The organism is Streptococcus sp. HJ1 (genome assembly GCF_052399005.1).
Lineage (GTDB): Bacteria > Bacillota > Bacilli > Lactobacillales > Streptococcaceae > Streptococcus.
In genome coordinates, this window is the sequence record NZ_CP199005.1 from 185,571 (window position 1) to 204,045 (window position 18,475).

Sequence of the window (18,475 nt, forward strand, 5' to 3'; positions counted from 1 at the left end):
GAATATTAAAGTATGAAAGTAAATCCAAATTACCTCGGTCGCTTGTTTACTGAGAAAGAATTAACGGAAGAAGAACGACAGGTAGCAGTGAGACTGCCAGCAATGAGAAAAGAGAAGGGGAAACTGTTTTGTCAACGTTGTAATAGTTCGATTCTAGAAGAATGGTATTTGCCTATTGGCGCATACTATTGTAGGGAGTGCTTACTGATGAAGCGAGTCAGGAGTGATCAAGCCTTATACTATTTTCCGCAAGAAGATTTTCCTAAGCAAGATGTCCTCAAATGGTGTGGTCAGTTAACCTATTTTCAGGAAAAGGTATCAGAGGGGTTGATTCGAGCAGTTGAAAAGAAAGAACCGACTTTAGTTCACGCTGTCACAGGAGCTGGAAAGACAGAGATGATTTATCAAGTTGTTGCCAAAGTGATTGATGATGGTGGTGCAGTTTGTTTGGCAAGTCCTCGAATTGATGTGTGTTTGGAACTGTATAAGCGACTGCAGAATGACTTTGCTTGTGAGATAGCACTACTCCATGGCGAATCAGAGCCCTATTTTCGAACACCCTTAGTAGTTGCAACAACTCATCAGTTATTAAAATTTTATCATGCTTTTGATTTGTTGATAGTGGATGAAGTAGATGCCTTTCCTTATGTCGACAACACTATGCTTTACTATACTGTAAAGAATAGTGTAAAGGAGGATGGATTGAGGATATTCCTTACAGCAACTTCTACAGATGAGTTAGATAGGAAGGTTCGCACAGGAGAATTAAAACGATTAAGCTTGCCGAGACGGTTTCATGGAAATCCTTTGATTATTCCTAAACCAGTCTGGTTATCGGATTTTAATCGCTGTTTAGAGAAAAGCCAGTTATCAACCAAGTTAAAGACCTATATTGAGAAACAGAGAAGAACAGGTTATCCATTGCTGATTTTTGCATCAGAGATTAAGAAAGGTGAGGGACTAAAAGAAATACTAAAGGTGCATTTCCCGAATGAGAGCATTGGCTTTGTGTCTTCTGTGACAGAAGACCGATTAGAGCAGGTGCAAGCTTTTCGAGATGGAGAACTAACAATACTGATCAGTACGACAATCTTGGAACGCGGGGTTACCTTCCCTTGTGTGGATGTTTTCGTAGTAGAAGCTAATCATCGTCTCTTTACCAAGTCTAGTTTAATTCAGATTGGAGGGCGAGTTGGACGCAGTATGGATAGACCAACTGGTGAGTTGCTCTTCTTTCATGATGGATTAAATGCTTCCATCAAAAAGGCAATCAAGGAAATCAAGCAGATGAATAAGGAGGCAGGGTTATGAACTGTTTATTATGTGGCCAGACTACAAAGAGTGAGTTAACTTTTGGTAGTCTCATCCTTTTGAAGAATGAGAGCAGTTATCTTTGCTCAGCTTGTGCTTCTAGTTTTGAGAATATTGGTGAGAAATATTGTCCAAACTGTATGAAAACAGGGGTGTCAACTCAATGTCAAGATTGTAAACTTTGGTGTAAAGAAGGAGTTCAGGTTGATCATAAGGCAATCTTTACCTATAATCAAGCTATGAAAGACTTTTTCAGTCGATATAAGTTTGATGGGGATTTTCTACTTAGAAAGGCTTTTGCTTCTGTTCTTGCTGAAGAGCTGAAAAAGTATAGAGGTTATCAATTTGTTGTAATTCCCCTAAACCCTGAAAGATTGCTTGAGAGGGGGTTTAACCAAGTCGAGGGTTTGGTTGAGGCGGCAGGTTTTTCTTTTAAAGATATATTAGGAAAAAGAGAAGAGAGCGCTAGTTCTTCTAAAAGCCGTTTGGAAAGATTAGCTACTGAAATTCCATTTTTTATTAAAGATGGAATCTCACTTCCCAAGAAGATTTTGCTGATTGATGACATCTATACAACAGGGGCAACTGTGAATCGTGTGAAACGACTTTTGGCAGAAGCAGGTGCTTTGGAAGTTAAAACTTTTTCCCTTGTAAGATGAGGAAAAAATTTGCAAAATGAAAATGAAAGCGTTATAATATAGTTAGAAAAACAAAAATGTTTAGAAAGAAGGTACTTATATGATTAAATATAGTATCCGTGGTGAAAACCTAGAAGTAACAGAAGCAATTCGTGATTATGTAGTTTCTAAACTCGAAAAGATCGAAAAGTATTTCCAACCTGAGCAGGAGTTGGATGCACGTGTGAATTTGAAAGTTTACCGTGAAAAAACAGCAAAGGTTGAAGTAACAATTCCGCTTGGATCTATCACTCTTCGTGCTGAAGATATTTCTCAAGATATGTATGGTTCTATCGATCTTGTAACAGATAAAATTGAACGTCAGATTCGTAAAAATAAAACTAAAATCGAACGTAAGAATAAAAATAAAGTTGCGACAAGTCAACTCTTTACAGATGCTCTAGTTGAAGATGCAAATGTTGTGCAACCAAAAGTCGTTCGTTCAAAACAAATTGATTTGAAGCCAATGGATTTAGAAGAAGCCCTTCTCCAAATGGATTTATTGGGACATGATTTCTTTATCTATGTAGATGTGGAAGATCAAACAACTAATGTTTTGTATCGCCGTGAAGATGGTGAAGTCGGTTTGTTAGAAGTGAAAGAATCATAAAATAGAATTTTTAAAGTGGTTTACACCAGTGTAAACCACTTTTGTATTGCATCATTATAAAAGGTATAAATGGGGAAAGTTATGAAAGACGTGGTGATTGTTTCAGCAGTGCGAACTCCAATAGGCTCCTTTGGAGGAAGTTTAAAGAATGTTTCAGCTGTTGATTTGGGAGCTTTGGTTATTAAAAGTGTTTTGGAAAAAGCCAATGTCAAGCCAGAGCAGGTAGACGAAGTAATTATGGGGAATGTCCTAGGCGCAGGTTTAGGGCAAAACGTAGCTCGTCAAATGAGCGTTCATGCAGGACTCCCTGAATTTACACCAGCCTTTACTATCAACAAGGTTTGTGGTTCCGGTTTGAAGGCCGTGCAGTTGGCTGCTCAAGCGATTCGATGTGGCGATGCAGATATTATCGTAGCTGGTGGTGCAGAAAACATGAGTCAGGCTCCATACGTTTTGCCAAGCTTCCGTTGGGGCGGCCGTATGGGCGATTCGAAAGTGGTAGATACCATGATTAAGGACGGTTTGTCTGATGCCTTTAACGAATACCATATGGGGATTACAGCTGAGAGTGTGGCTGAAGAATATGGCATCAGTCGAGAAGAGCAAGATGCTCTTGCTTTAGAGTCACAAAAACGAGCAGTGGCGGCTATAGAATCTGGACGCTTTAAAGAAGAGATTGTGCCAGTTGTCATTCCTCAACGCAAAGGCGATCCTATCGTTTTTGATACAGATGAATATCCTAGAAAAGATACTAGCTTGGAGAGTTTGTCTAAGCTAGGTCCTGTTTTCAAAAAAGACGGTTCTGTTACAGCGGGTAATGCTTCAGGAATCAATGACGGGGCAGCGGCTGTCTTAATCATGAGTGCTGAAAAAGCTAAAGAATTAGGATTGCCAGTGATTGTCCGCATTCGTTCGTATGCAAGTGTAGGTTTGGATCCTAAGATGATGGGATGTGGGCCGATTTATGCGACTCGCAAGGCTCTTGAAAAAGGCAATTTGACAGTTGATGATCTCGACTTGATTGAGTCAAATGAAGCTTTTGCTGCTCAGGCTTGTGCGGTTGGCAAAACACTTGGTTTCAACACAGATATTGTCAATGTCAATGGTGGCGCCATTGCTCTTGGTCACCCAATTGGGGCCTCCGGTTGCCGTATCCTAGTAACGCTGGTACATGAGATGATGAAACGAGATGCTAAAACTGGGTTAGCAACTCTCTGTATCGGAGGAGGGATGGGGACTGCCCTTATCGTGGAACGTTAGGTGTTAGTGATCTGAACACGTGGGTAGGAGGGTGATGATCCCCTCCTCCTTTTGTGTCTGAAGTTAGAGAAATCAATCATGAAAGAAGGGCTTGCATCTTTTAAAGGGTCGCTTTTTAAGGGCATTTGTGATATAATAATGCGCAAGAGGTTTAGAATGAAAAAAAATAATTTAACTCCGAATTCTGCTATTCTACTAGGGATTGCAACTTTCGGAACCTTAACAATGCTGATTATTTTTTCACAAAATAATGTTGTAACAATCAGTGTCTTGTTTTTATTTGTACTTCTTTATCTGCTTTTATTTGTCTGGCAAAAAAAACAGTATGAAAAGAGCGAAATTGAACAAATCCAATACGTAAATCATCAAGCTGAAGATAGCTTAAACACGCTGCTCGAACAAATGCCGGTTGGTGTTCTGAAATTAGACCTATCTACTGGCGAAGTGGAATGGTTTAATCCTTATGCTGAGTTGATTTTGACTACTGAAGAAGGCGAAATTGATGTTGAGTTAATTCAAACCATCATCAAGGCTTCTGTTGGGAATCCTGGTTCGTATGCTACCTTGGGCGAAACACGATATGCTGTTCATATGGACAAGGCTTCAGGTGTTTTGTATTTCTTTGATGTTTCTGGGGAGTACGAAGCAACTGTCGAATTGGTAACTAGTCGTCCAGTCATTGGAGTCATCTCAGTAGATAACTATGATGATTTGGAGGATGCGACATCGGACTCTGATATCAGCCATATCAATAGCTTTGTAGCTAATTTTGTTTCAGAATTTGCTAGTAAGTATGCTATGTTTTCTCGCCGTGTGGGGATGGATCGTTTTTATGTATTCACAGATTACACGGTACTAGAGGAATTGATGAATGATAAATTCTCTGTTATTGATACTTTCCGAGAAGAATCAAAACAGAGGCATCTACCCCTAACTTTAAGTATGGGATTTTCTTATGGTGATGGAAACCATGAAGAGATTGGGAAAATTGCCTTGCTCAACTTGAACTTAGCAGAAGTTCGCGGTGGTGACCAGGTGGTGGTCAAGGAAAATAACGAAACCAAGAATCCAGTCTACTTCGGTGGAGGAACTGCTGCGTCTATTAAACGTACTCGTACACGTACGAGAGCCATGATGACAGCCATTTCTGATAAGATTCGAAGTGTTGACCAGGTTTTTGTAGTCGGTCATAAAAATCTAGACATGGATGCTTTGGGCTCTGCTGTCGGTATGCAGTTGTTTGCAAGTAATATTATCGAGAACAGTTATGCTGTCTACGATGCAGACCATATGCCAGCAGATATCGAACGTGCTATTCAGTTCTTGAAGAAGGAAGATGTCACGAAACTTTTATCTCTTACAGATGCGATGAAGTTAGTTACAAACCGTTCATTATTGATTCTAGTGGATCATTCCAAGACGGCTTTGACCTTGTCAAAAGATTTTTATGATTTGTTCACTCAAACTATTGTTATTGACCATCATAGACGTGATCAGGATTTCCCAGAGAATGCAGTCATCACCTATATCGAAAGTGGAGCAAGTAGTGCCAGTGAGTTGGTCACAGAATTGATTCAGTTCCAAAATTCTAAGAAAAATCGTTTGAGTCGTATGCAGGCCAGTGTTTTGATGGCTGGTATGATGCTGGATACCAAGAATTTCACATCTCGCGTGACGAGCCGAACCTTTGATGTGGCGAGCTATCTGAGAACACGGGGAAGCGATAGTATTGCTATCCAGGAGATTGCTGCGACAGATTTTGAAGAATACCGTGAGGTAAATGAACTCATTTTACAAGGTCGTAAGTTAGGTTCAGATATCTTGATTGCCCAAGCTAAGGACTCAAGGACTTATGACACAGTTGTTATCAGTAAGGCTGCTGATGCTATGTTGGCTATGTCTGGTATTGAGGCTAGTTTCGTTCTGGCAAAAAATACACAAGGATTTATCTCTATCTCGGCTCGAAGTCGTAGTAAAATCAACGTCCAACGTATTATGGAAGAGTTGGGTGGCGGTGGTCACTTTAATCTAGCTGCCGCGCAAATCGAGAATATGAGTCTAACAGAAGTTGGAGACAAACTGACTCAACTTGTCTTAGATGAACTAAAGGAAAAGGAGAAAGAAGAATGAAAGTAATCTTTTTAGCAGATGTCAAAGGAAAAGGGAAAAAAGGCGAAATCAAGGAAGTGCCAACTGGCTACGCTCAAAACTTCCTGATTAAAAAGAATTTGGCTAAGGAAGCGACTGCTCAAGCAGTGGGTGAGTTGCGTGGAAAACAAAAATCTGAAGAAAAAGCTCATGCAGAGATGATTGCTGAAGCAAAGGCTATCAAGGCTAAGCTTGAAGCAGAAGAAACTGTTGTAGAGTTTGTTGAAAAGGTTGGACCAGATGGCCGTACATTTGGCTCTATCACTAACAAGAAAATTGCAGAAGAATTGCAAAAGCAGTTTGGTATTAAGATTGACAAACGCAATATTCAAGTGCAAGCACCAATTCGAGCAGTAGGTTTGATTGATGTACCAGTGAAGATCTATCAAGATGTTACAAGTGTCATCAATCTTTGTGTAAAAGAAGGTTAAGTTTACAACTTCTTGACAAGATTGTAAAAGGAAGGAAAGTCGGATGGCAGAAGTAGAGGAACTGCGAGTTCAACCTCAGGATATTTTGGCAGAACAATCTGTTCTGGGGGCTATTTTTATAGATGAGAGTAAGCTCGTTTTTGTCCGAGAATACATTGATTCTCGTGACTTCTTTAAGTATGCTCATCGGTTGATTTTCCAAGCGATGGTAGACTTGTCGGATCGTGGAGAAGCAATTGATGCGACTACAGTTCGGACGATTTTGGATAGCCAAGGCGATCTCCAAAATATTGGTGGCTTGTCCTATCTTGTTGAAATTGTTAACTCTGTACCAACTTCAGCTAATGCGGAATATTATGCTAAAATCGTAGCAGAAAAGGCTATGCTACGTCGCTTGATTTCCAAGTTGACAGAGTCTGTCAACCAAGCTTATGAGGCTTCTAAGCCTGCAGATGAAATCATCGCTCAGGCTGAAAAGGGACTCATTGATGTTAGCGAAAACGCCAATCGTAGTGGGTTCAAGAACATCCGAGATATTCTAAATATCAACTTTGGGAACCTAGAAGTTCGGTCACAACAAACAACGGATATCACAGGTATTGCTACAGGCTATCGTGATTTGGACCATATGACGACAGGTCTTCATGAGGAGGAGTTAATTATCCTGGCGGCGCGACCAGCGGTTGGTAAGACGGCCTTTGCTTTGAACATTGCTCAGAACATTGGGACTAAGTTGGACAAGACAGTTGCTATCTTTTCGCTGGAAATGGGTGCGGAAAGTCTAGTAGACCGTATGTTGGCGGCCGAAGGATTAGTGGAGTCCCATTCTATCCGTACAGGTCAATTGACTGATGAGGAGTGGCAAAAGTATACCATTGCTCAAGGGAACCTAGCTAACGCGAGTATCTATATCGATGATACGCCAGGGATTCGGATCACGGAAATTCGTTCGCGCTCACGCAAACTAGCTCAAGAAACGGGCAATCTAGGATTGATTTTGATTGACTACCTACAGCTTATTACAGGGACTGGTCGTGAGAACCGTCAACAAGAAGTTTCTGAAATTTCTCGTCAGCTAAAAATTCTAGCCAAGGAATTGAAAGTTCCAGTCATTGCTCTTAGTCAGCTATCTCGTGGAGTGGAACAGCGTCAGGATAAGAGACCAGTCTTGTCTGATATTCGTGAATCGGGTTCTATCGAGCAGGATGCGGATATCGTAGCTTTTCTATACCGTGACGACTACTACGATCGTGCGGGTGAAGAAGAGGAAGGAATTCCAAATAACAAGGTTGAGGTTATCATCGAGAAAAACCGTAGTGGAGCTCGTGGAACGGTGGAATTGATTTTCCAAAAAGAATACAATAAATTTTCAAGTATCTCAAAGAGGGAGGCATAAGATGTCAGATGCATTTACAGATGTAGCCAAGATGAAAAAAATCAAAGAAGAGATCAAGGCACATGAGGGACAAGTCGTTGAAATGACTTTGGAAAATGGCCGTAAGCGCCAAAAAAATAGATTGGGTAAGCTAATTGAGGTTTATCCATCTCTATTTATCGTTGAATTTGGGGATGTTGAAGGAGACAAACAAGCCAATGTCTACGTTGAATCCTTCACCTACTCAGATATCTTGACAGAAAAGAACTTGATTCGCTATCTAGACTAAGAATCCTAAAATGAAGTGAGCTTTGCTCACTTTTTTCTTTTTCTCCCGAATAGTATAAACGAGGGGAACCTCGGAAATTTATATTATTAAGGAGAATGAATGACGTTTTTAAAATCAGGAGTTAAGAAGAGTAGATGTACTCAGTTGAGTGTAGGGCTGGCTACTTTGTTTGTTACAAGTACCTTTTTGTTTGGTGGGGAATCAGTTCAGGCCGACAGTGTAGCGCGTGGAGATGACTATCCGCTTCACTACAAAAATGGTAGTGTTGAAATCGATCAGTGGCGGATGTATTCTCGCCAGTGTACCTCTTTTGCGGCCTTTCGTTTGAGTAGTGTAAATGGCTTTGAGATTCCTCCTGCCTATGGAAATGCAAATGAATGGGGTCATCGTGCAAGGCGAGAAGGCTACCGTGTGGATACTAAGCCAGAAGTTGGGGCTATTGCTTGGTCAACAGAAGGTTATTATGGGCACGTGGCCTGGGTATCAAATGTGTCGGGGGATACGATTGAAATCGAAGAGTATAACTATGGGGTTCGAGAAAAGTATAACCGTCGAAAAGTCAAGGCTAGTTCGATGACAGGTTTTATTCATTTCAAGGATTTATCTACTAGCCATAGTGCGGGTGAGAATGCTCGTAGCTCAGAGCTTCCGTCTAGTGGGACAATGGTATTCACGGGGAAATCGCCTATTATGGACCAACCATCAAGCACAGGACAGGTTATTGACTACTATTATGCTGGTGAGAGTGTGAGTTATGATCAAGTTCTTGAAAAGGACGGTTATAAGTGGCTCGGTTATTTGTCTTATAGCGGTTCTAGAAGATATGTGAAGTATGAAAAGTTAAGCAATACAGAGAATGGGTGGAAAAAAGAAGGAGGGAGTTGGTATTACCGAGAGAATGGTAAGCTAGCGACAGGATGGAAAAAAGTTAATGGCAATTGGTATCATTTAAAAGAGAATGGGGCCATGTCAACTGGCTGGATTAAGGATGGCTCTCACTGGTATTATCTAAAGGCTTCGGGTGAGATGCAGACGGGCTGGCTTAAAGACAAGGGAACTTGGTATTACTTAGAGGAATCTGGTCAGATGAAAGCCAGTCAATGGTTCCAAGTCTCTGGCAAATATTACTATGTCGATGCTTCGGGAGCCTTAGCTGTTAATAGAGTAGTTGATGGGCACAAACTCGATAGTAATGGGGAGAGAATCTGATTTGCTCAATTTAATCATGGAAGTTTGAGTTGTTTAGGAAAGGAGTTGACGAAGAATGTACAATATAATATAATAATTACAAAAAGTAAAAAGAGGGGCGTTTTCTAATGGGCAAGAAGAAAGTTATTTTAACGAGTTTAGCAAGTGCAGCTGTTCTGGGAGCTGGTGTATTCGTTTCACAACCTTCAGTAGTTAAGGCAGATGGGGGAAAAGTAGAGGAGCAGGCAGCGATTCCCACACAACCACAAACTGCGCCAGAAGGTGAGAGGAGTGATCAAACTGAAAAGGGATTAGAAAACGCTAGTCCAGCTAATCCTGAAGCAACAAGTCTAGCCAAGATGACCAAAGAAGAATTGATGCAGGCTTTGGATGAGTTAGAAGAGCAGGCTATCAGTGATATCGAGGATAAGGAAGCGATTGAGGACAAAGAAGCTGCAGTTAAGGCTGTGAAGGAATATATCGGTAAGCTGTATATTTCAGATACCCTTGAGTCTGGAGAGCTCAGTTTAGACAATATTATCGCTGAATTACCAGAAGGTGCAGAAGATAAACCAGTGGTAACAGGTCCTGAAGCGAAAACAAATAAACAGTTGTCTGCTGAGGAGATGGCACTGCTAGATCAAGCAGAAAAAGATGCGAGAGAGCAAGTTTCTCAAGCTATAGGAGCTTTATTGCAAGCTATAGAAGATCTTGAAAATTCTGTAATTGAAGAGATTAAGAAAGACACCTCTATTATAGACAAGGAAGCAGCAATTAAGGCAGCTAAGGAAGAGATTGGTAAAGAAGATCTTCTGAAGGCTATTGCAGATGAGGATTTGGAGATTGGTGATGTTATTGTAGATTGGCCAGCAGATACGAGCGAGCACAAAACAGTAGCTGAACCTGTATCAGAATTCACAGATGAAGACCAAGCTAAGTTAGATGAAGCTGATAAAGATGCCCAGGTTGAGGCCGCTAAAGTTCGTTCAGATTTACTCGCTACCTTAGAAAAAATTGAACAAGAGACAATTGATGACCTGAACAAGGATGCTTCTATCACTGATAAGGAAGCAGCGATTAAGGCAGCTAAAGAAGTAATTGGTAAGGACGCCGTCTTGAAAGCTATCGAAGAAGGTGACCTTGACGCGTCAGACTTGTTAGCTGACCTCTTGGCAGGGGAAAGCGATCAGGTCACCCCAGCCGAAGCGAAGACTCAATCACAACTTTCTAACCAAGTTCAAGCCAAACTCGCTGCAGCAGATAAGGAAGCAGCTGAGGAAGCCAAAGCCCACAGCGAATTGTTGACAACCCTTGAGGGTATCGAACAATCAACCATCGAAGACATCAACAAGGACGCCTCTATTTCTGATAAGGAAGCTGCGATTAAGGCAGCTAAAGAACTGATTGGCAAGGATGCTATCTTGAAAGCCATTGAAGAAGGTGATCTTGACGCGTCAGACTTGCTAGCTGATTTCTTGGCAGAGGAAAGTGATCAGGTCACCCCAGCTGAAGCGAAGACCCAATCACAACTTTCAAGCCAAGACCAAGTTAAACTCGCTGCAGCGGACAAGGAAGCAGCTGAGGAAGCTAAGAAAGAGGAAGAAGTAAAGCAGGCAGCAGAAGACAAAGCCCACAGCGAATTGTTGACAACCCTTGAGGGTATTGAACAATCCACAATCGAGGACATCAATAAAGACGCCTCTATTACCGATAAAGAAGCTGCGATTAAGGCAGCTAAAGAAGTAATTGGCAAGGACGCTATCTTGAAAGCCATTGAAGAAGGCGATATCGAAGCGTCCGACTTACTGGCAGATTTCTTGGCAGAAGACAGCGATCAGGTAACACCAGCCGAAGCAAAAACTCAATCTCAACTTTCAAGCCAAGACCAAGCTAAACTCGCTAAAGCCGACAAGGAAGCAGCGGAAGAAGCAGCAAAAGTTCGCTCAGATTTAATCGCTACCCTAGAAAAAATCGAAAAATCAACCATCGACGACATCAATAAGGATGCCACTATCACTGATAAAGAAGCAGCGATTAAGGCAGCTAAAGAAGTGATTGGCAAGGACGGCATCTTGAAAGCTATCGAAGAAGGTGACATCGAAGCGTCCGACTTACTGGCAGATTTCTTGGCAGAAGACAGCGATCAGGTAACACCGGCCGAAGCGCTGAGTCAAGAAGATTTCTCAAGCCAAGACCAAGCTAAACTTGCTACGGCAGATAAGGAAGCGGCGGAAGAAGCAGCAAAAGTTCGCTCAGATTTAATCGCTGCCTTAGAAAAAATTGAAAAAGAGACAATCGACGACATCAACAAAGATGCTACTATCACTGATAAGGAAGCAGCTATTAAGGCAGCTAAAGAAGTGATTGGTAAGGATGCTATCTTGAAAGCCATCGAAGAAGGTGACATCGAAGCATCAGATTTGTTAGATGATTTCTTGGCAGAAGACAGCGATCAGGTGACACCAGCCGAAGCGCTGAGTCAAGAAGATTTCTCAAGCCAAGACCAAGCTAAACTCGCTGCAGCAGACAAGGAAGCAGCAGAAGAAAATAGTAATGCGAAAAAACTTGAGCTAAGTAAATTAGAAGAGCAAGTTGCTAAGATTAAAGTGCAATTGTCAAGTTTGCAAGTTTCTGGTGACAAAAATAGTCAAGTAAAAGACTTGCAACAAGCTTTAGCAGACTATGAGGATGCTATTAAGACTCTAAGCAGTGTCATGTCGGCTGTTCTTGAAATTGAAGACTTTAAAGGTGGGGTGAATGCAGTAGAAGCTGCAACTGCAGAGTTGCCAGAATACAACAAAGGTGCAAATGCGGTAGAAGCTGCTGTAAATGAACTCCCAGCCTATGGCGAAAGTGGCGCTCCAGCCGTAGCGAATGTTCCAGCTTATGGAGAAAGTGGTTCCCCAGCAGTAGCGAATGTCCCAGTTTATGGAGAAAGCGGTGCTCCGGCAGTAGCGAATGTCCCAGTTTATGGAGAAAACGGTGCTCCAGCAGTAGCGAATGTTCCAGTTTATGGAGAAAGCGGTGCTCCGGCAGTAGCGAATGTTCCAGTTTATGGAGAAAGTGGTGCCCCAGCAGTAGCCAATATTCCAGCCTACGCTGAAAAGATTGAACCAGCAGTAAACGAAGTTCCAGAATATACTGGCAGTGTAGCTCCTTTGGCTACAAATCCTACTCTCGGAACGAAACAAGATCGTACCTACAAAGCGCCTGCAGCAACAGATGAACAATTCCTTCCAAATACGGGAAGCCAAGATGCTTCAGCAGTTGCATCGCTAGGATTTGTTGGTCTCCTTCTTGGTTTGCTACCATTTGCAAAGAGAAAATTTAATAAATAAATCGCATGAAATCAATAGAAGAAAAGGATTTGAATAGTCCTTTTCTTTTTTATGGTGAAATAGGGACAAGTCCACGTTTTTCAGCTCTTTCCGATGGTATTTTTCCTTGCTTTCCTTTATAATGGGTGTATGGACAAGAAAAAATTATTATTAATTGATGGATCTTCTGTTGCTTTTCGGGCTTTTTTTGCGCTCTATCAGCAGTTGGATCGGTTTAAAAATGCTAATGGCCTTCATACCAATGCAATTTACGGCTTTCAACTTATGTTGAATCATGTCTTAGAGCGAGTTGAGCCCAGTCATGTTTTGGTAGCTTTTGATGCAGGTAAGACGACTTTCCGAACAGAGATGTATGCAGACTACAAGGGTGGCCGTGCTAAAACTCCAGATGAGTTTCGTGAGCAATTTCCCTTCATTCGTGAGTTGTTAGACCACCTTGGAATTCGCCATTATGAGTTGCCCCAGTATGAAGCCGATGATATCATCGGGACTCTAGGCCGTTTGGCTGAGAAGGATTCTTTTGATGTGACAATCGTTAGCGGAGATAAGGATTTGATCCAGTTGACGGATGAGCATACGGTGGTCGAGATTTCCAAGAAAGGTGTGGCTGAGTTTGAGGCCTTTACACCAGATTCCCTCATGGAAAAGATGGGCCTCACACCAGCTCAGTTCATTGATCTTAAGGCTCTTATGGGGGATAAGTCTGATAATATCCCTGGTGTTACTAAGATTGGTGAAAAGACGGGTATCAAACTCTTGCTGGAACATGGTTCGCTTGAGGGTATTTATGAAAATATCGATGGGATGAAGGCTTCTAAGATGAAGGAAAATCTCATCAATGACAAGGAACAAGCCTTTTTGTCTAAAACCTTGGCGACCATTGAAACTCAGGCACCAATTGAGATTGGACTAGATGATTTGGTCTATAATGGCCCAGATGTGGAAAATCTTGGGAAATTCTACGATGAGATGGGCTTCAAACAGCTCAAACAAGCTTTAAATATTTCATCGACAGATGTGCCTGAAAGTTTGGATTTCGCCATCGTTGACCACGTCAGTCAAGACATGCTGAGTGCCGACTCCATCTTCCACTTTGAACTCTTTGGTGAGAACTACCATACAGATGACTTGGTTGGTTTTGCCTGGTCCTGTGGGGATAAACTTTACGCCACAGATAAACTTGAGCTCTTGCAGGAGCCGATTTTCAAGGAATTTTTAGAAAAAACACCTCTGAAAGTGTATGACTTTAAGAAAGCGAAGGTTCTTTTAAATCGCTTGGGCTTGAACCTGCAGGCACCTGCTTTTGACAGTCGCTTGGCAAAATACTTACTCTCAACAGTCGAGAACAATGAAATCTCAACCATTGCGAATCTCTACGGTCAAACATACTTGGTCGATGATGAGACTTTCTACGGTAAGGGGGTCAAGAAAGCTATCCCTGAGAGAGAGAAATTCTTGGAACACCTAGCTCGCAAGGTTGCTGTATTGGTTGAGACGGAGCCGGTTTTACTTGAAAAACTCAGTGAACATGGACAGTTAGACCTTCTCTATGACATGGAGCAACCTCTGGCTTTTGTCCTTGCTAAGATGGAAATTGCTGGGATCAAGGTCAAAAAAGAAACCCTACTTGAAATGCAGGCTGAAAATGAGGTCGTCATTGAGCAACTCACTCAAGAGATTTACGAACTGGCTGGTGAGGAGTTTAATATCAATTCACCTAAGCAGTTAGGCGTCCTTCTCTTTGAAAAACTGGGTCTTCCTCTAGAGTACACCAAGAAAACCAAGACAGGTTACTCGACAGCTGTGGATGTGCTAGAGCGTCTAGCTCCTATTGCTCCGATTGTTAAAAAAATTCTAGACTACCGTCAGATTGCTAAGATTCAATCTACCTATGTGATTGGTTTGCAGGACTGGATTTTGGATGATGGCAAGATCCACACGCGCTATGTGCAAGATTTGACTCAGACTGGACGTTTGTCTAGTGTAGATCCAAACTTGCAAAATATCCCTGTGCGTTTGGAACAAGGCCGTCTCATTCGTAAGGCTTTTGTGCCTGAGTGGGAGGATAGTGTGCTGCTCAGCTCGGACTATTCACAGATTGAATTGCGCGTTTTGGCACATATCTCTAAGGATGAGCACTTGATTAAGGCCTTTCAAGAGGGAGCAGATATCCATACCTCGACGGCCATGCGGGTCTTTGGTATTGAACGTCCTGAAGATGTGACTCCAAACGACCGTCGTAATGCCAAGGCGGTAAACTTTGGAGTGGTTTACGGAATTTCAGATTTTGGCTTGGCAAACAATCTTGGTATTAGTCGTAAGAAGGCCAAAGCCTACATTGATACCTATTTTGAACGTTTCCCAGGTATTAAAAACTATATGGAAGAAGTGGTACGTGAGGCGCGTGATAAGGGATATGTAGAGACCCTCTTCAAGCGTCGTCGCGAGTTGCCAGATATTAATTCGCGCAACTTCAACATTCGTGGTTTTGCAGAGCGGACAGCCATCAACTCTCCTATCCAGGGCTCAGCTGCAGATATCCTCAAGATTGCTATGATCCAGCTAGACAAGGCTTTAGTAGAGGGCGGTTATCAGACCAAGATGTTATTGCAAGTGCATGATGAAATTGTCCTTGAGATTCCGAAATCAGAACTAGCAGCCGTCAAAGTACTGGTGAAACAAACCATGGAAGAAGCCATCCAGCTCAGTGTTCCCCTTATCGCAGATGAGAATGAAGGAGCAACCTGGTACGAGGCTAAATAAGAAAGTTATGAAAGAGTTTGAAGCATTTGCCTTCAAACTCTTTTTCATAGTTTTCTGTAAGCAGTTTCCTTGACTTTTCCTTGTATTTGCGTTACTATATGTCCATATAAGATATGGGAGTCTGTGTACAGTCTGAGAGGAAGTGTTAAACTTCGACCGCACCTGATCTGGGTAATGCCAGCGTAGGAACGATACTTAGCCGAATTCTGCACCTTTTCCATATATGGAAGGGGTTTTCTTTTTATCAAAAGGAAACCTGAGAAAAGGAGGTTTTTATGAAAGCAAGCATTGCCTTGCAAGTCTTGCCCCTATCACAGGGGATTAATCGAATTGCTATTATCGATCAGGTGATTGCTTATCTGCAAGCTCAGTCCGTGACCATGGTGGTGACACCATTTGAAACGGTCTTGGAAGGGGAGTTTGATGAGCTCATGCGCATTCTCAAAGAAGCGCTTGAAGTGGCAGGGCAGGAAGCAGATAATGTCTTTGCCAATGTCAAAATAAATGTAGGAGAAATTTTAAGTATTGATGAGAAACTTGAAAAGTATACTGAGACGTCACATTAGTCTATTGGGTTTTCTAGGAGTCTTGTCAATCTGGCAGTTAGCAGGGTTGCTTAAACTGCTCCCCAAGTTTATTCTGCCAACTCCTTTTGAAATTCTCCAGGCCTTTGCTCGTGACAGAGAATTTCTCTGGCACCATAGCTGGGCCACCTTGAGAGTAGCTATACTGGGGCTGGTTCTAGGAGTCTTAATTGCCTGTCTCATGGCAGTGCTTATGGACAGTCTGACTTGGCTTAATGACTTGATTTACCCTATGATGGTGGTTGTTCAGACCATTCCGACCATTGCGATAGCTCCTATTCTAGTCTTGTGGCTAGGTTATGGAATTTTACCCAAGATTGTCTTGATTATCCTGACGACAACCTTCCCTATCATCGTCAGTATTTTGGATGGATTTAGGCACTGTGACAAGGATATGCTGACCTTGTTTAGTCTGATGCGAGCCAAGCCTTGGCAAATCCTGTGGCATTTTAAAATCCCTGTCAGCCTGCCTTACTTTTATGCAGGTCTGAGAGTCAGTGTCTCCTACGCTTTTATCACAACAGTGGTATCTGAGTGGTTGGGAGGCTTTGAAGGACTAGGTGTCTACATGATTCAGTCCAAGAAACTGTTTCAGTATGATACCATGTTTGCCATTATTATTCTGGTGTCAATTATCAGCCTTTTGGGTATGAAGTTGGTCGATATTAGTGAAAAATATGTGATTAAATGGAAACGTACTTAAAAAGAGCGTTTTAGAAAAAGAAAAGAGGAAATCAAAATGAAAAAAACATGGAAAGTGTTTTTAACGCTTGTAACGGCTCTTGTAGCTGTTGTGCTTGTGGCCTGTGGTCAAGGAACTGCTTCTAAGGACAACAAAGAAGCAGAACTTAAGAAAATTGACTTTATCCTAGACTGGACCCCAAATACAAACCACACGGGGCTTTATGTTGCCAAGGAAAAAGGTTATTTCAAAGAAGCTGGAGTGGATGTTGATTTGAAATTGCCACCAGAAGAAAGCTCATCTGACTTGGTGATTAATGGCAAGGCACCATTTGCTATCTATTTCCAAGACTACATGGCTAAAAAATTGGAAAAAGGTGCAGGCATTACTGCCGTTGCCGCTATCGTTGAGCACAATACATCAGGAATCATTTCTCGTAAATCTGACAATGTAAGCAGTCCCAAAGACTTGGTTGGCAAGAAATACGGAACCTGGAATGACCCAACGGAGCTTGCTATGTTGAAAACCTTGGTAGAATCACAAGGCGGAGACTTTGAGAAGGTCGAAAAAGTACCAAACAACGACTCAAACTCCATCACACCGATTGCCAATGGCGTTTTTGACACTGCTTGGATTTACTACGGTTGGGATGGTATCCTTGCTAAATCTCAAGGCGTAGATGCTAACTTTATGTACTTGAAAGACTATGTCAAGGAGTTTGACTACTACTCACCCGTTATCATCGCAAACAACGACTATCTCAAAGACAACAAGGAAGAAGCTCGCAAAGTCATCCAAGCCATCAAAAAAGGCTACCAATATGCCATGGAACATCCAGAAGAAGCAGCAGATATCCTCATTAAGAACGCACCTGAACTCAAGGAAAAGCGTGACTTTGTCATCGAATCTCAAAAATACTTGTCAAAAGAATATGCAAGCGACAAGGAAAAATGGGGACAATTTGACGCTGACCGCTGGAATGCCTTCTACAAATGGGATAAAGAACATGGTATCCTCAAAGAAGACTTGACTGACAAGGGCTTCACTAACGAATTTGTAAAATAATGACAGAAATTAGACTCGAACATGTAAGTTATGCCTATGGCGATGAAAAAATTTTAGAGGATATCAACCTGCAGGTGACTTCGGGTGAAGTAGTCTCTATCCTAGGTCCCAGTGGTGTAGGCAAGACTACCCTCTTTAACCTGATTGCAGGAATTTTAGAAGTCCAGTCTGGACGAATTGTCCTTGATGGCGAGGAGAATCCCAAGGGGCGCGTGAGTTATATGTTGCAAAAGGATCTCCTCTTGGAGCACAAGACGGTGCTTGGCAATATCATCCTGCCCCTCTTGATTCAAAAGGTGGATAAGGCAGAGGCTATTGCTCGAGCGGATGACATCCTTGCGACCTTCCAGTTGACAGCTGTACGGGACAAGTATCCTCACGAACTCAGTGGTGGGATGCGTCAGCGTGTGGCCTTACTTCGTACCTACCTTTTTGGGCACAAGCTCTTTCTTTTGGATGAGGCTTTTAGCGCCTTAGATGAGATGACAAAGATGGAACTCCACGCTTGGTACCTGGAGATTCACAAACAGCTACAGCTGACGACCTTGATCATCACGCATAGTATCGAGGAGGCCCTCAATCTCAGTGACCGCATCTACATCTTGAAAAATCGTCCTGGGCAAATTGTTTCAGAAATTAAACTAGATTGGTCCCAGAACGAAGACAAGGAAGTCCAAAAAATTGCCTACAAACGGCAAATATTAGCAGAATTGGGATTGAACACATAGCTCTTTAGGAAATTATTATATATTAA

At 42.1% G+C, this 18,475-nt stretch carries 15 protein-coding genes; all 15 read left to right on the top strand.

What is annotated here, in order from left to right; translation table 11 throughout:
- The first annotated feature begins 12 nt into the window (after nt 1–12).
- The 15 genes from ACT17O_RS01015 to ACT17O_RS01085 all read left to right on the top strand — a co-directional run bounded on the left by ACT17O_RS01015 (nt 13) and on the right by ACT17O_RS01085 (nt 18,449).
- Nucleotides 13–1,311 (top strand): DEAD/DEAH box helicase, encoded by a 1,299-nt coding sequence (locus ACT17O_RS01015; RefSeq protein WP_444817546.1) that lies wholly within the window; start codon nt 13–15, stop codon nt 1,309–1,311.
- Entirely contained in the window at nt 1,308–1,970 is a 663-nt protein-coding gene (locus ACT17O_RS01020) for a ComF family protein (protein WP_444817547.1), read from the top strand. Before ACT17O_RS01015 ends, ACT17O_RS01020 begins: the two co-directional genes overlap by 4 nt.
- A gap of 79 nt (nt 1,971–2,049) precedes the next feature.
- Nucleotides 2,050–2,598, top strand: coding sequence for a ribosome hibernation-promoting factor, HPF/YfiA family (hpf, locus tag ACT17O_RS01025; RefSeq protein ID WP_000599111.1), 549 nt, complete (start codon nt 2,050–2,052; stop codon nt 2,596–2,598).
- Nucleotides 2,599–2,679: 81 nt separating this feature from the next.
- Nucleotides 2,680–3,858, top strand: coding sequence for an acetyl-CoA C-acetyltransferase (locus ACT17O_RS01030; RefSeq protein WP_444817852.1), 1,179 nt, complete (start codon nt 2,680–2,682; stop codon nt 3,856–3,858).
- 156 nt (nt 3,859–4,014) lie between these two features.
- On the top strand, nt 4,015–5,988 hold the full coding sequence (locus tag ACT17O_RS01035) for a DHH family phosphoesterase (RefSeq protein WP_033630529.1): 1,974 nt from the start codon (nt 4,015–4,017) through the stop codon (nt 5,986–5,988).
- Complete coding sequence (rplI, locus tag ACT17O_RS01040; RefSeq protein ID WP_033630528.1) at nt 5,985–6,437, top strand: 50S ribosomal protein L9; 453 nt, start codon at nt 5,985–5,987, stop codon at nt 6,435–6,437. The genes ACT17O_RS01035 and rplI overlap by 4 nt, the downstream gene beginning before the upstream one ends.
- 43 nt (nt 6,438–6,480) lie before the next feature.
- A complete protein-coding gene (dnaB, locus tag ACT17O_RS01045; RefSeq protein WP_000852476.1) occupies nt 6,481–7,833 on the top strand; it encodes a replicative DNA helicase in 1,353 nt (450 codons plus the stop codon).
- Between the two features lies 1 nt (nt 7,834).
- Nucleotides 7,835–8,101, top strand: a complete 267-nt coding sequence (locus ACT17O_RS01050; RefSeq protein WP_001278165.1) for a Veg family protein — start codon at nt 7,835–7,837, stop codon at nt 8,099–8,101.
- 99 nt (nt 8,102–8,200) lie between these two features.
- Nucleotides 8,201–9,310: an SH3 domain-containing protein gene (locus ACT17O_RS01055; RefSeq protein WP_444817548.1), complete on the top strand. Its 1,110-nt coding sequence runs from the start codon at nt 8,201–8,203 to the stop codon at nt 9,308–9,310.
- 107 nt (nt 9,311–9,417) lie between these two features.
- Entirely contained in the window at nt 9,418–12,627 is a 3,210-nt protein-coding gene (locus ACT17O_RS01060) for an SIALI-17 repeat-containing surface protein (protein WP_444817549.1), read from the top strand.
- Nucleotides 12,628–12,756: 129 nt separating this feature from the next.
- Nucleotides 12,757–15,390 carry a DNA polymerase I gene (polA, locus tag ACT17O_RS01065; RefSeq protein WP_444817550.1) on the top strand — a complete coding sequence of 878 codons (2,634 nt, stop codon included), beginning with the start codon at nt 12,757–12,759 and terminating at the stop codon, nt 15,388–15,390.
- A gap of 275 nt (nt 15,391–15,665) precedes the next feature.
- Nucleotides 15,666–15,956: a thiamine-binding protein gene (locus ACT17O_RS01070; protein ID WP_033630523.1), complete on the top strand. Its 291-nt coding sequence runs from the start codon at nt 15,666–15,668 to the stop codon at nt 15,954–15,956.
- Complete coding sequence (locus ACT17O_RS01075; protein ID WP_444817551.1) at nt 15,919–16,677, top strand: ABC transporter permease; 759 nt, start codon at nt 15,919–15,921, stop codon at nt 16,675–16,677. The genes ACT17O_RS01070 and ACT17O_RS01075 overlap by 38 nt, the downstream gene beginning before the upstream one ends.
- 36 nt (nt 16,678–16,713) lie before the next feature.
- Nucleotides 16,714–17,721 (top strand): ABC transporter substrate-binding protein, encoded by a 1,008-nt coding sequence (locus tag ACT17O_RS01080; RefSeq protein WP_049520566.1) that lies wholly within the window; start codon nt 16,714–16,716, stop codon nt 17,719–17,721.
- Nucleotides 17,721–18,449, top strand: a complete 729-nt coding sequence (locus ACT17O_RS01085) for an ABC transporter ATP-binding protein (RefSeq protein ID WP_278275837.1) — start codon at nt 17,721–17,723, stop codon at nt 18,447–18,449. Before ACT17O_RS01080 ends, ACT17O_RS01085 begins: the two co-directional genes overlap by 1 nt.
- The last annotated feature ends 26 nt before the right edge of the window (nt 18,450–18,475 follow it).